This window comes from Sulfitobacter indolifex (genome assembly GCF_022788655.1).
In the GTDB taxonomy this organism is placed as follows: Bacteria; Pseudomonadota; Alphaproteobacteria; order Rhodobacterales; family Rhodobacteraceae; genus Sulfitobacter; species Sulfitobacter indolifex.
The window spans coordinates 2945588-2958968 of the sequence record NZ_CP084951.1 but is presented as its reverse complement, the minus strand read 5'-3'; the positions used below and the strand labels follow the sequence as shown (position 1 = coordinate 2958968).

Sequence of the window (13381 nt, the reverse complement as noted above, 5' to 3'; positions counted from 1 at the left end):
GGTTACGCCGCGTTGGCTAACGACGCGTTAACGTGACGCATTGTTGTTCATCCGATCGGCGGGCATAAAGCGGGCGAAACACGAGGAGCATTCAGGATGATCGGACGTCTTAACCATGTGGCCATCGCCGTGCCGGATCTCGACGCCGCGGCGGATCAGTACCGCAATGCGCTTGGCGCGAAGGTCGGCGCACCGCAGGCCGAACCAGACCACGGCGTGACCGTGATCTTCATCGAACTGCCGAACACCAAGATTGAATTGCTGCATCCCTTGGGCGACGACAGCCCGATCAACGGCTTTTTAGAGAAAAACCCGGCCGGTGGCATCCATCACATCTGCTATGAGGTTGATGACATTATCGCCGCGCGCGACCATTTGAAGTCCATCGGCGCGCGTGTGCTCGGCACGGGCGAGCCGAAGATCGGCGCGCATGGTAAGCCAGTGCTGTTCCTGCACCCCAAAGACTTCAACGGCGCGCTCGTCGAGCTTGAGGAGGTCTGAGCATGGGCATCGTTTCGGGCCTCGTGCTCTTTGCGGTCATTTGGTCGATGACCTTCATGGTTGCCCTGCCGATCCGGGTGCAAACCCAGGGCGATGCAGGCGAAGTTGTTCCCGGCACCCATGCAGGCGCTCCGGCGCAGCATCACCTAGGGCGCAAGGCGCTTTGGACCACGCTGGTCGCTGCAATCATCTGGGCGATCTGCGCCACGATCATTCTGTCGGGCTGGATCAGCGTGGCGGATATCGAAGGCTGGCTGCATCCGAATGCGGCACCAACACATGGTACAGGTGGGTAAAGGTCGCCGCCCCTAGGATCGGGATCAGCAGGTTCAGCAGCGGCACCGAGAGCGGGACCGCCATCAAGACCCCGGCCATCCAGATCGTGCCCGCGTGGCGGCGGCGCAGGCGTTTCGCCTCGTCCCGCCCATGCCGGCGCAGCGCGGCGAGGGTGAAATATTCGCGCCCCAGTAAAAAGCCATTCAGCCCCCAAAAGATGAACAGCGCTGCCGGGGCGAACAGCAAGTAAAGCACCAGCGCCAACAGGTTTGCCCCCACCAGCACGCCCATGAAGTTAACCGTGTCGCGGAACGCGTCGCCCATGCTGACGCGGTGGGCCGGGGGCAGATGTGGGTAGTGTACCTCTTCCACCGCATCGGCCACATCATCCAGAAATATCGACGTAATCGCCGAGGCGACGGGCACCATCAGGAAGACCGAGAGCACCATCAGTAAGATCAGGGCGCTCCAGCTGAGCAGATCGTCGAGCCAGTTTACCTCGCCTAGCACGGGCAGCCATACGTCGTCGGGCGTGACCCAGTCCACCAGATAGGCAAAGCCCGCTGTGGCCGCGATCAGCAGCGCCAGCGACAGGCCGACGCCCAGTAGAACCACCTTGCGAAAGCGCGAATCGCCCAGTTGGCTAAGCGCGCGGCTAAAGGACCGCAGGATTGCGCTTACAGCCATGTGGTGATCTCGTCGATATTCGGGCGCGGACGCTCGGGCGGGGCGGTGGTTTCGGTGCCGATGTGGATGATACCCGCGATGCGCTCATGCGGGGCGAGGGCAAAGCCTTCCTCCATGAAGCCCCGGTCGTGGCTTGGCCAACCGCTGAGCCAATTCGCGCCCCAGCCTGCGGCAAGCGCCGCGTTGAGCAGCGCAAGGCACACGGCCCCGGCGGAGTAGGTCTGCTCTAGTGGCGGGATTTTGGGTGAGGGTTTTTGCACCTCAATCACCACGACGGCAAGGTTGCCTTGGTCGAACTGGCCACGGCCCTTGGCGATGTCCTCTGGCGCGAGGCCAAGGGCCGCGCCGCGTTTCTCAGCCACCTCGGCCAATCGCGTCATTGCTGTGCGGTCGATGACCACAAAGCGCCATGGCTCCAACTTGCCATGATCCGGCGTGCGCGCGGCGGCGGTCAGAAGGGGGCGGAGGGCCTCGGCGTCCGGGACCGGCAGGCAGAGAGTCTTAGCAGGGCGCGAGCGGCGGTTTTGCAGAAAGGCGAGGGCGGTGGGATCAGGTGTCGGCATTTGGGTCTCTTACAGGTCCAGTTGCCGCGCCATATCGTCAATCGACTGGCGCAGGAAGGCGTCAAAGGCGGGCGAGGGTTGGCGGGCGTGCAGGGCACGGGCCATTGGATCGGGGGCATCGATCTTGCTGCCCGCCAAAGTGGCGATCGTGGCATGGCCGCAGAAGGGGACATAGGCTTCGGAATAACCGCCTTCGTGCACGAGGACCAGTTTGCCACCGCAGACCTTATCTGCGGTATCGCGGATGCGCTTGGTCATCTCGGCAAAGGTGGCGGCGGTGGCCTGCATTCGGGCCAGCGGGTCGACGATTGCCGCATCATAGCCGCAGGCAACGATGATCATGTCGGGGCCGAAAGCCTCGATCGCGGGGATCACCACGCGGTCCATCGCGTGCAGGTAGGCGGTATGGCCTGAGCCTGCGTGCATCGGCAGGTTGATGTTATAGCCTTCTCCCGCCCCGCGCCCGCGATCTGCGACGCTGCCGGTGTCTGTCGGGTAGTTCCCTTCTTGATGCAGAGAGATCGTCAGCACGTCGTCGCGGTCGTAATAGATCGCCTCTGTCCCATTGCCGTGGTGGACATCCCAATCCAGCACGACGACACGTTTGGCCAGCCCCTTGGCCCGTGCCGCCTCAATGGCGATGGCGATATTGGCCAAGAGGCAAAAGCCGTTGGGCAGGTCAGGCAGGCAGTGATGCCCCGGCGGGCGGCTGAGCGCATAGGCATTGTCGAGATCGCCGCGCGCCACGGCACCCACCGCCTCTATGGCCAGCCCGGCCGACAGCGTCGCAAGTTCATAGCCGCCACGGGCAAAGGGGACCGCATGGCCCATCTCTCCACCGCCCGCGTCTGAGAGGCGTTTGAATTCATCAAGGTAGGTTTCGGGGTGCACCCGTGCCAGCGCTTCACGGCCGGCCGGGGCAGCGCTGCGGGTGTCGAGTTCGGCGAAGAGGCCCGTCACCTCCATAAGGTTCTTCATCCGGCGCTTGGTCTCGGGATTTTCCGGCAGGCCGCCAGCGGCCAAAGGCTGCACCAGCCCGCCCACTGGCATGGTGAAAGCGTAGTTCCCGCCTGCATGCCAGAAGCAGCGTTCGTCCCAGAAAAAGCCCGTCGTCATCATGTTTCTCCCTTTTAAAGCGAACCTGTCGCAGCGAAGGGGAATTGTCCATCGCGGCAGGGATGAACGCGGGTGGTTCGTAAAGATGAGAAGGTGGGATTCGGTATTTTTAAAAGGATGAAGGGATGGGCTGTTAGTTTGCTTCGGCCAGCAGGGCGGCAACATTGAGCGGGCGGTTGACCATTTTTAAGCCGCCCTGTTCATCAACTGGCCAATCGGTTTGTGGCCGGTCGCGGTAGAGTTCGACCCCATTGCTGTCAGGGTCACGCAGGTAGACCGCTTCGCTGACGCCGTGATCGGCGGCGCCATCGAGTTTGATGCCTGCATCAAGTACTCGGCGCAGGGCGCGCGCCAATTGCTGTCGGTCGGGGTAGAGAAAGGCGCTGTGATAGAGCCCGGTATGGCCCGGCGGCGGCGGTGTGGCCCCCGCGCTTTCCCAGGTGTTCAGGCCGATGTGGTGATGATAGCCGCCCGCGCCGAGAAAGGCCGCCTGATCGCCGTAGCGTTGGGTCACGGCAAAGCCCAGAAGATCGCTGTAGAAGTGAATGGCGCGGTCAAGGTCGGCGACCTTGAGGTGCACATGGCCGATGGTGGGGTGGGTCATCGCTTTGTCCTTTCGCTTTGCGCCAAAATGGCCGCGAAAAGGGGCAGCGGCAACTGCGCAGAAAAGCAGGGGGGCTGTGCGGGTTTGCGCGCAGCCCCAAACGTTCAGCCGACCATGCCGATGATCTCATAGGTGCGTTTGAGGATCGGCGCGGTGATCTCACGCGCTTGCTCGGCCCCGCGGGCGAGGATGCGGTCGATCTCGCTCTCATCGGCCATCAGGCGCTGCATCTCGGCGGTGATCGGGCCCAGCTTGGAGACAGCCAGATCCGCCAGCGCGGGTTTGAAGGTGCCGAATTGCTGGCCACCGACGTCGGCCAAGACTTGATCGATAGATTGATCGCTGAGGGCGGCGTAGATGTTGACGAGGTTGCGCGCTTCGGGGCGATCTTTCAGGCCCTCGGCCTCGGACGGCAGGGCGTCGGGATCGGTTTTCGCCTTGCGGAATTTTTTGGCGATCGTGTCTGCGTCATCGGTCAGGTTGATGCGGCTGGCGGGAGAGGGGTCGGACTTTGACATTTTCTTGGACCCGTCGCGCAGAGACATAACGCGGGTTGCGGCGCCTTCGATGACCGGCTCGGTCAGGGGGAAGAAATCAACGCCGTAGTCGTGGTTGAACTTCGCCGCGATGTCGCGGGTGAGTTCGAGGTGCTGTTTCTGGTCTTCGCCCACCGGCACATGGGTCGCGTGGTAGATCAAGATGTCGGCGGCCATCAGCGCGGGATAGGCAAACAGGCCCAGTGAGGCGGCTTCGGCGTTTTTGCCGGCCTTGTCTTTCCACTGGGTCATACGGCCCATCCAGCCCATGCGCGCGACGCAGTTGAACACCCATGCGAGCTGCGCATGTTCGGGCACTTGGCTTTGGTTGATCAGGATGGATTTCTCGGGGTCGATGCCCGAGGCGATGAAGCCAGCGCAAAGTTCGCGGGTGCTTTTCTTGAGGTCTTCGGGTTTCTGCGGGACCGTGATCGCGTGCAGATCGACCATGCAGTAGATCGACTGAACGCCCTGTTCCTGTGCATCGGCAAAGCGTTTGAGCGCGCCCAGATAGTTGCCCAGATGCAGGTCACCCGAGGGCTGAATGCCGGAAAACACGCGCGGGGTGAATTGGGTCTCGGACATGGGACGCACCTCTGGGCTGGAAAGTCTTGCGCGGCAGGCTTACTTCTGGCCGCGAACCCCGTCAAGGAGCGCCCATGCAAGACCCTGATTTCCAACCCCCCGTGAACCCGCTGCCGCCTGCAGTTGTTGTGCTGTTTTTGGCCATCGCCGGGGTCGAGGTGGTGCTGTCACTGGCCGAGGCTGGGCTGGTTGGCGGCCCTGGTGCCGTGGGCTGGCGGCTAGGGCTGGTGCGCGACTATGGCTTTTCCGGGCTGATCTTTGACGCGATGATTGGCGCGGGGCAGTTCCCGGTTGAGCATATCTGGCGCTTCGTAACTTATCCGTTCATCCATCTGGGCTTTACCCATGCGATCTTTGCCGTGGTGCTGCTTTTGGCCTTGGGTAAGTTGGTGGCCGAGGCGATGGGGCAGTTGGCCTTTGTGGTGATCTTCGTGATGTCGGGCATTGGCGGCGCGCTGGTTTATGGGGCGCTGTTGAACGACCCGGTCTGGCTGGCTGGGTCTTATCCCAGTGTCTATGGGCTGATTGGCGGGTATAGTTTTGTAATGTGGCGGCGACTTTTGGGCTCGGGCGGGCCACAGTATCAGGCGTTCACGCTGATCGCCCTTCTGATGGGGCTACAGCTGTTTTGGGGTATCTTCTTTGAGACCGGATTTTTGTGGGTCGCAGAACTGGCTGGGTTCTTTTGTGGCTTTGGCCTCAGCTTTCTAGTCGCGCCCGGGGAATGGACGCGACTGAGGGCGCGGTTGCAGCAGCGTTAACCGCGCCGCATTGCGCCTTTGAACTCGGACAGGCGGAAGGCGCCGATCAATTGGCCGATGCCGAAGTAGCTGATCGCGGCAATTGCAAGAAGCATCACCAGCGCCAGCCCACGCCACCATGGCAGACCCAGCATCGGTTGCAGTGCCGCGTTGCCCAGCCAGAGTGCGACGCCCATCGCCGCAGAGGCGATAAGGATGCGCCAGATGCGTTTATGGAAGCGCGCGTCGAACTTGGCCGCACCGCCAAATCGGCGCGCACCGATGGCCAGGCAGGCAAACATCGTCCAGCCTGCCAGCGTGGTCGCAACGGCCGGGGCGATCCAGCCGATGAAGGGCGCAAGACCAACGGCGAGGGCTGCATTCACCACCATGGCGACCACGGCGTAGTAGAAGGGGCGGCGGGTGTCTTCGCGCGCGAAATAGACCGGTTGCAGGATCTTTTGCAGCACGAAGGACGGCAGGCCGAGGCCGTAAATCATCACCGCCGTTGCAATCGCTGCGGTGTCATCGACGCCAGAGGCGCCGCGCTCGAACAACACAGTGACCAGCGCGAAGGGTATGACCATCAGGGCCACTGCCGAAGGGATGGTCAGCGCGAGCGAAATCTCTGCCGCGCGGCTAAGCGCGGTCTGCGCGCCGTCGTTGTCCCCGGCGCGCAAACGACGCGACAGGTCGGGCAGCAGCACGATGCCCACTGCGATGCCCACAACGCCCAAGGGCAATTGGTACAGACGGTCTGCGGCAAAGAGCCATGAGACGGCTTTGTCATATTGACTGGCGACCAGTTGCCCGACCACGAGGTTAATCTGCATCACGCCAGAGGCAAGCGCGGCGGGCAGGGCGATGACGATCATCGCCCGCATATCTGGCGTCCAGCGTGGGCGTGTGGGCCGCAACGGATAACCCGCCTCGGCCGCCGCACGCCATGTTAGCGCCAGTTGGGCGACACCGGCTAGTGGGATCGACCAGATCAGCCAAAGCGCCACATCGCCCCCTGTGAGGGCGGCGAATGTCATGGCAGCGATGACAAAGATGTTCAGCAACACCGGCGCAGCCGCGGCCACGGCAAAGCGCCCGGTGGCATTCAGTATGCCCGAGAACAGCGCCGAAAGAGACATGCACAGGATATAGGGAAAGGCGATGCGGCCAAAGGCGACCGTCATGTCAAACCGGGGGTCTCCGACGAAACCTTCGGCGGTCAACCAGACCAGACCGGGCATAAAGATCATGCCCAAGGCTGTCAGCGCGAGCACCACCAGTGCCAACCCGTTGAAAGCGTCACGGGCAAATTTCCCGGCCCCTTCCTCGCCCTCTAACTTTTTCGCGAACATCGGCACGAAAGCCGCGTTGAATGCGCCTTCGGCAAAGAAACGGCGGAACATATTGGGCAAACGGAAGGCCGCGACAAAGGCGTCCATCACCGGGCCGGGGCCGATGAGCGACAGCAGCAGCACCTCGCGCAGGAAGCCAAGCACGCGGCTCAGCAGGGTCCAGACCCCAACGGTAAAGAAGCCGGACATAAGACGAATAGGTTTCATTGGGAGAGCCTTAGGTTGCGCTGGGTGATCCCTAGCGCGGCGGCTCATCCGGTGCAATGCGGGGTGATTGGCCTTGATGGGCCGCTTACCCCGCTTTGGCGGTACAACGCTTATCCGCCGGTCGGGTAGATAAAGCCGTTAACAGGATAGGTGCTGCCAAAGGCGCCGGGCTGGCTTTCGACCCGGACCGCGGACCAGTCGTTGCTGTCCGACACGTCGATGACGGCCATCTTCAGAGAGACTTGATTGCGCTTCCAATTGGCGTGATCCACCTTGATTTCGCGCGGCGAGACGACATCAGATACGACGGCGATATGCCCCATGGGCAGAGAGCTAGTTCCGCTAAACGCCATAACCGCGCCGACCACCGGCTCATCACCGCGCGGATAAAGCCCCTTGGCCTTGTCCCACCACGTTTCCGCGTTGCCGCGAATCTGAATGCCGCTGACATTGCGGGCAAAGGGCACGCACCAAACGCGTTGACCCTTGGCGCGCATGTCCTTGGCGGTTTGCACGGCCATGAAGTGACGCTGGGGGTTCAAGCCGCCAAAATCAAAGCTTTCGGGCACGTCAGGCGCTTTGGCGCAGGCCGCTGTCAATAGAAGTGTGGCGCAAAGAGCCATAAGGCTCCGGTTCGGCAGTGCTGCACGTGTAACGCTCATATGTCCCTCAAGTACGAAATCCCGCGCTGGTGCCGGGTTGCATGGGATTTTGAGGATCCGACATGAAAAGCAAAGCGCCGAGATTCCGGGCGGCGAAAATCTGCCGGTAAGGCTGGCTGCGTGGAACCTAACCCTCGGCCCGCTGTACCCCCGCGACAATCGCTTCGCGCAGACGTTTTTCCAAGGTCCGCTGTTTGGCTTCGGTATAATATTTCAGCCCGAACATGTCTTTGACGTAGAAGGTATCGACCACCTGTTCGCCAAAGGTCGCGATCACCGCATTGGCGATATAGACGTTTGAGGCGGCCAAGGTACGGGTCAGGTCATAAAGAAGGCCGGGCCGGTCGCGGGTATCGACTTCGATGATCGTATAAATCTCCGAGCCTTCATTGTCGAAAGTGATATGGGTCGGCACCTTGAACGCACGTTCGCGTTTCTTGACCTTGTCGCGGGATTTCAACGCATCGCGGGCGACGATCTCACCGCGCAGGGTCTTTTCGATCGTGTCACGCAGGCGGGGCAGGCGCGAGGCTTCATAGGCGTTGCCTTCGCTGTCTTGGATCCAGAAAGCATCGGTCACGAAGCCGTCTTTGGTAGTATAGCTGCGCGCGTCGACGACATTGGCCCCGACCAGCGCCAATGCCCCTGCCAGCCGGGCGAAGATGCCCGGGTGATCGGCCATGACAAAGCTGGCGCGCGTGGCGCCGCGATCTTCGTCAGGGTGCAAATCGATGCGGATGTCGTCATTGCCGATGTCGCGCAGCAGTTCCGCAAAGGCGACATGAGCGGTGACATGCAGGCCCTGCCAATAGGGCGGGTAGTGGCGGGCTGTCTCTTGCTGCAAAAGCTTGCGCGGCCAGTCGCAAAGCGCGGCGCGCAGGGCCTTTTTGGCCTCCGCCCCCCGGTTCTCTCGGTTGAGGTCTTCAAGCCCGGTTTCCAGCGCCCGTTCTGTCTGGCGATAGAGCGCCCGGATCAGCACCGCTTTCCAATTGTTCCACGTGTTTGGCCCAACGCCGCGGATGTCGCAGACCGTCAGCACGCACAGCAAGTCGAGCCGTTTGACCGTCTGCACCGCCTTGGCAAAATCGCGCACCGTGCGCGGATCGGCGATGTCGCGTTTCTGGGCCATATCGGACATCAACAGGTGATAGCGTACCAGCCATTCCACGGTATCGACCTCATCGCGTTTCAACCCTAACCGTGGGCCGATCCGACGGGCGAGCTTGGCCCCGATGATTGAGTGATCCTCAGGCCGCCCTTTGCCGATGTCATGCAGCAGCAGTGCGACGTAAAGCACCTTGCGATTGACCCCGCGTTTCAGGATCGACGAGGCGACGGGCAGTTCCTCTTCCAACTCGCCCTTTTCGATCCGGGCGAGGTTGGCAATGCATTGGATGATATGTTCGTCCACGGTGTAGGAGTGGTACATGTTGAACTGCATCATCGCCACGATGGGCTCAAACTCAGGGATGAAGGCGCCCAAGACGCCCAATTCATTCATCCGTCGCAGGGCGCGTTCGGGATTGCCGTGTTTGAGCAGCAGATCAAGGAAGATGCGCCGTGCTTCGGGGGTGCGGCGCATGTCGTCATCAATCAGCGCAAGATTGGCTTTGATTAACCGCATGGCGTCGGGGTGGATTAACATGCCGGTCCGCAGCGCCTCTTCGAATATGCGCAGCAAGTTCAGCTTGTCTTGCAGAAACTCTCGGTCGTCTTTCACGGCGATGCGGTTGTGCACCACCTGAAACCCTTCGCGCATCTTGGGACGGCGGCGAAAGATGCGCTCAAGCAGCGGTTCGGCCTTCATATGTGAGGCTTCCAAACCGCTGACGAAGATGCGGGTCAAATCGCCCACCGCCGTGGCATGGCGGAAATAGGCCTGCATGAAGATCTCGACGCCCCGGCGTCCGCCGATGTCCTGATAGCCCATCGTCTGTGCCACCTGCACCTGCATGTCAAAGGTCAGCTGTTCCGTCGCGCGACCGGCGAGCAGGTGAAGGTGCCCGCGCACCGACCAGAGGAACGCTTCGGCCTCGCGGAAGGTGTCATATTCATCGGCACGGAAAACGCCCAGATCAACCAGATCGGCGACCCGGTCGACATCGTGAATGAACTTGGCAATCCAGAACAGCGACTGCAGATCGCGTAGACCACCTTTGCCCTCTTTGACATTCGGCTCGACCACATAGCGCTCACCTTGCTTCAGGTGGCGGTTGTCGCGCTCCTCCAGTTTGGCTTCGATAAAGTCTTTTCCCGCCCCGGAGAAGAGATCGCTTTTCAGCCGCTGTGAAAGCTCTTGGGCCAGAGCGATGTCACCATCGATAAAACGGTTTTCCAATAGCGCGGTCTGAATTGTATAGTCATCGGCCCCAAGGCGTAGACAGTCCTCAATCGTGCGGGTGGCGTGGCCCACCTTCAGCTTCAGGTCCCACAGGATATAGAGCATCGATTCAATGACGCTCTCTGACCAAGCGGTTGCCTTATAGGGAATGAGGAAAAGCAGATCGACGTCCGAATGCGGCGCCATCTCGCCCCGACCGTAGCCTCCCACGCCAATCATCGCGAGCCGTTCGCCGTCGGTCGGGTTCGGATTGGGGTGCAGCACTTGCGTTGCGATCTGCAATACGCAGCGCAGCAATTGATCAGTGAGATAGGTATAGGAGGAGGTCATCGCCCGGGCGTCGAAAGGCGATTCAGCAAAACCCGCAGCAATGGCCTTGCGACCGGCCTGCTGCGCGTCTTGGATCAAGGGCACGATCTCGGCCCGCAGGGCGGCGCCTTCCAGCGTGCTGTCGAGTTGGGAAAGCGCCTTCCAGATGGCGGCATCGTCAAAGATTTGTTCGGGCGCGCAGATCAGGCGCGGGTGTCGACGCGCGCCTGATGTTGTTGTCGGTTTCGCTAGGTCCAACTCAGAAACCAGCCCCGCCAAAACCACGTGGCGCAGGGTCAAGCACGACGACGCGGCTGTTGCGGATGGTGGCCACGGACAGTGCGCGTTCATTGGTCCCGTCGCGGCGCAGGCGGAAGATGCCGCTGGCCCCTTGGAAACCTGCCCCTTGGGTCAGCGCCGCGCCAGTGAGCGCATTGGATTTGCCGCCCTTTACCAACGACCCAATCGCCGCGATCCCGTCAAACGCCAGTCCAGCCAGCGGATGTGGCTCGCTGCCATATGCGGCTTTGTAGCGGTTGGAGAACGCGCCGGTTGCTGTTGTATCAGGAAGGGCAAACCAGCCGCCCTGCACGCCGGGAAGGGCCAGTGTCTGTTGTGGAATATCCCATCGGGTCAGACCCAGATATTGCGTGGTTGCAGACTGAATGCCCGCCTCGGGAAGAAGCTCTGCAAAAAGCGGCAGGGCACTGGCCGAAGAGGTCGTGAGGAACAGCGCATTCGCACCGCTGCCTTCAATTGCTGCTTTGACACGCGGTACGGCTGCCACAACCGACTCTTGGCTTAGCGCATAGTCGACGGTGCCCGCCAGTGTCGCGCCATTGGCGCTGATCGCCTGCACGATCGCATCGCGGCCCAGCTGGCCGGCAAGGTCTTGGCCATGCAGCACAACCACTTTGTCTTTGCCATTGCGTTTGGCAAAGCTCACCAAACGGTTTGCGGTGTTGGCAAAGGTCGGGCCAAGCACGAAGACGTTGCCGCCTGCAATGGTCGGGTTATTCGAGAAAGAAATTACATTAACGCCTGAGGAGGCCACGGCCACACCAGCGGCATTGGCCGCCTCACCGTAGACCGGTCCGAGGATGATCTTGGCCCCTTCATTCACCGCCTGCGCGGCAACGGCGGCAGCTTTGCTGGCATTGCCCGCGGTGCCATAAACCCGCAGGTCAATCTGGACGCCACCCAGATCACGCATGGCAAGACGCGCTGCATTCTCAAGGTTTTTGGCCAGCAACTCATCACTGGCAGAGCCGCCACGCGGCACCAAAAGCGCCACAGGAACAGGCGCAGAGGGATCAATGCTCGGGCCGCCAGAATTGGCGCCGCCGATGGCAACGGGCTGACACGCCGCCAGAATGACCGCAAAGAGTGGCAGCAAGAGCAGCTGCATCTTCTTGCGGAAGGCTCGGAAACAGGCAATCATTTGTATTCACTCCCCGGTGGTGGCAAGACGACGATGGTCGCCGGAACATGGCCGCGATCATAGTCACTGCGAAAGGCGGGTCCAGCGTTGAAATTCCTTAAAACTGAGCTAGCCCCGGGACTTTACTTTGTGGGTGTCCCAATCGGCACGGCGCGCGATATTACGCTGCGCGCGCTTGACACACTTGCCGCGGCAGATGTGCTCGCGGCAGAAGATACCCGCAGCCTGCGTCGGCTTATGGAGATCCATGGTGTCCCCCTTGCCGGGCGCAAGGTGATCGCCTTGCACGACCACAGCGGCACATCCGTGCAAGAGCGGCTTATCGCGGCAATCCGAGAGGGCAAATCGGTCGCCTACGCGTCTGAGGCGGGGATGCCCCTGATCGCCGACCCGGGTTTTGAACTGAGCCGTGCGGCCGCCGCAGCCGGGGTGATGCAGACCTGCGCTCCGGGCCCGTCCGCCGTGTTGACTGCGCTGGCGCTGGGCGGTTTGCCCACAGACGCATTTTTCTTTGCGGGTTTCCTGCCCAATAGCAAATCCGCGCGTATTGCCGCGTTGGAAAAATTGCGCGATGTGCCGGGAACGCTGGTATTTTACGAATCGCCAAAACGGCTGGGGGCGATGCTGCGGGATGCTGCGACCGCGCTGGGCGCAGAGCGACAGGCGGCAATGTGCCGGGAATTGACCAAGAAGTTTGAAGAAGTTCAGCGCGATACGCTCGAAAATCTCGCAGAGGTCTATCAGGCGCAAGCGCCAAAGGGCGAAGTGGTCGTGCTTATTGATCGGGGGCGTTCAGAGTCTATTAAACAAGTTGACCTAGAAACTGATTTGCAACGGGCGCTAAAGGAACTGTCGATGCGCGACGCTGTCGATTTGGTGGCGCAGGCTCATGGTCTGCCCCGGCGACAGGTCTATCAAGCAGCACTGGCGCTCGGCAAAGAGTAGGCATTTGTCGGAGCAGTACATATGGCGCAGGGTGATACAGTTACGGCACGATCTGCGGCCAAACGCCAGCGGGGGCGCATGGCTTACCATGCCGGGATCGCTGCCGAGAATAGGATCGCGCAAGATTACGAAAGACGCGGATTCGCAATCGCGCGCCGCCGCTGGCGTGGCCGCGCTGGAGAGATCGATCTCATTCTTCGTGACGGGGCTGCCCTGATTTTTGTCGAAGTAAAGCAAAGCCGGAGCTTCGCGCGTGCAGCAGAAAGCCTGTCATCGCGACAGATGCAGCGTATCTACCGCTCTGCCGAAGAATTTCTTGCTGGCGAACCCGCAGGCAGCCTGACCGAAGTGCGGTTTGATGTGGCACTTGTCGACGGGCAGGGCGCGACGGAAATCATCGAAAACGCCTTTGGCCATGGCTGACCCATTGCGCATAGGCCCCTGCTACGCCATCTAGGAAACGATCCCTCAAGCCTGCACCGTCGGTCTGGGTCGGGTCACGACCAAGGTAAGCAG

Annotated in this window: 14 protein-coding genes; 5 read left to right on the top strand and 9 right to left on the bottom strand. The window is 61.4% G+C overall.

The features are described 5' to 3' along the window. The first annotated feature begins 96 nt into the window (after positions 1-96). Complete coding sequence (mce, locus tag DSM14862_RS14410; protein ID WP_007118009.1) at positions 97-501, top strand: methylmalonyl-CoA epimerase; 405 nt, start codon at positions 97-99, stop codon at positions 499-501. Between the two features lie 2 nt (positions 502-503). Then, complete coding sequence (locus DSM14862_RS14405; RefSeq protein ID WP_007118008.1) at positions 504-797, top strand: DUF1467 family protein; 294 nt, start codon at positions 504-506, stop codon at positions 795-797. Here DSM14862_RS14405 and DSM14862_RS14400 read toward each other — a convergent pair. From DSM14862_RS14400 to trpS, 5 genes are all read right to left on the bottom strand, one after another. Beyond that, positions 730-1464 (bottom strand): EI24 domain-containing protein, encoded by a 735-nt coding sequence (locus tag DSM14862_RS14400; protein WP_007118007.1) that lies wholly within the window; start codon positions 1462-1464, stop codon positions 730-732. The two genes, DSM14862_RS14405 and DSM14862_RS14400, sit on opposite strands and share 68 nt — an antisense overlap. After that, positions 1455-2027: a nitroreductase family protein gene (locus DSM14862_RS14395; RefSeq protein WP_007118006.1), complete on the bottom strand. Its 573-nt coding sequence runs from the start codon at positions 2025-2027 to the stop codon at positions 1455-1457. Before DSM14862_RS14395 ends, DSM14862_RS14400 begins: the two co-directional genes overlap by 10 nt. Positions 2028-2036: 9 nt before the next feature. Next, complete coding sequence (locus DSM14862_RS14390) at positions 2037-3143, bottom strand: class II histone deacetylase (protein ID WP_040700664.1); 1107 nt, start codon at positions 3141-3143, stop codon at positions 2037-2039. A gap of 133 nt (positions 3144-3276) precedes the next feature. Beyond that, positions 3277-3747, bottom strand: a complete 471-nt coding sequence (locus tag DSM14862_RS14385; RefSeq protein WP_007118004.1) for a VOC family protein — start codon at positions 3745-3747, stop codon at positions 3277-3279. Between the two features lie 104 nt (positions 3748-3851). After that, positions 3852-4868 carry a tryptophan--tRNA ligase gene (gene trpS / locus DSM14862_RS14380; protein ID WP_007118003.1) on the bottom strand — a complete coding sequence of 339 codons (1017 nt, stop codon included), beginning with the start codon at positions 4866-4868 and terminating at the stop codon, positions 3852-3854. Between the two features lie 74 nt (positions 4869-4942). On the opposite strand from trpS, the gene DSM14862_RS14375 reads away from it, so the two are divergent. Further along, positions 4943-5629 (top strand): rhomboid family intramembrane serine protease, encoded by a 687-nt coding sequence (locus DSM14862_RS14375; protein WP_007118002.1) that lies wholly within the window; start codon positions 4943-4945, stop codon positions 5627-5629. Here DSM14862_RS14375 and murJ read toward each other — a convergent pair. The 4 genes from murJ to DSM14862_RS14355 form a co-directional block, all read right to left on the bottom strand. Continuing rightward, positions 5626-7167, bottom strand: coding sequence for a murein biosynthesis integral membrane protein MurJ (gene murJ, locus DSM14862_RS14370; protein WP_040700279.1), 1542 nt, complete (start codon positions 7165-7167; stop codon positions 5626-5628). The genes DSM14862_RS14375 and murJ overlap by 4 nt on opposite strands. A gap of 110 nt (positions 7168-7277) precedes the next feature. Next, positions 7278-7829, bottom strand: a complete 552-nt coding sequence (locus tag DSM14862_RS14365; RefSeq protein ID WP_040700278.1) for a CHAP domain-containing protein — start codon at positions 7827-7829, stop codon at positions 7278-7280. 127 nt (positions 7830-7956) lie between these two features. Beyond that, the gene (locus DSM14862_RS14360; protein ID WP_007117999.1) at positions 7957-10779 is read right to left on the bottom strand and encodes a [protein-PII] uridylyltransferase; all 2823 of its coding nucleotides are present in this window, start codon (positions 10777-10779) and stop codon (positions 7957-7959) included. Next, entirely contained in the window at positions 10739-11920 is a 1182-nt protein-coding gene (locus DSM14862_RS14355) for a penicillin-binding protein activator (RefSeq protein ID WP_007117998.1), read from the bottom strand. The genes DSM14862_RS14360 and DSM14862_RS14355 overlap by 41 nt, the downstream gene beginning before the upstream one ends. 87 nt (positions 11921-12007) lie before the next feature. Here DSM14862_RS14355 and rsmI point away from each other — a divergent pair, with 87 nt between their 5' ends. Further along, positions 12008-12865 carry a 16S rRNA (cytidine(1402)-2'-O)-methyltransferase gene (gene rsmI / locus DSM14862_RS14350; protein ID WP_007117997.1) on the top strand — a complete coding sequence of 286 codons (858 nt, stop codon included), beginning with the start codon at positions 12008-12010 and terminating at the stop codon, positions 12863-12865. A 78-nt stretch (positions 12866-12943) separates the two neighbouring features. Beyond that, on the top strand, positions 12944-13288 hold the full coding sequence (locus DSM14862_RS14345; protein ID WP_243254282.1) for a YraN family protein: 345 nt from the start codon (positions 12944-12946) through the stop codon (positions 13286-13288). The last annotated feature ends 93 nt before the right edge of the window (positions 13289-13381 follow it).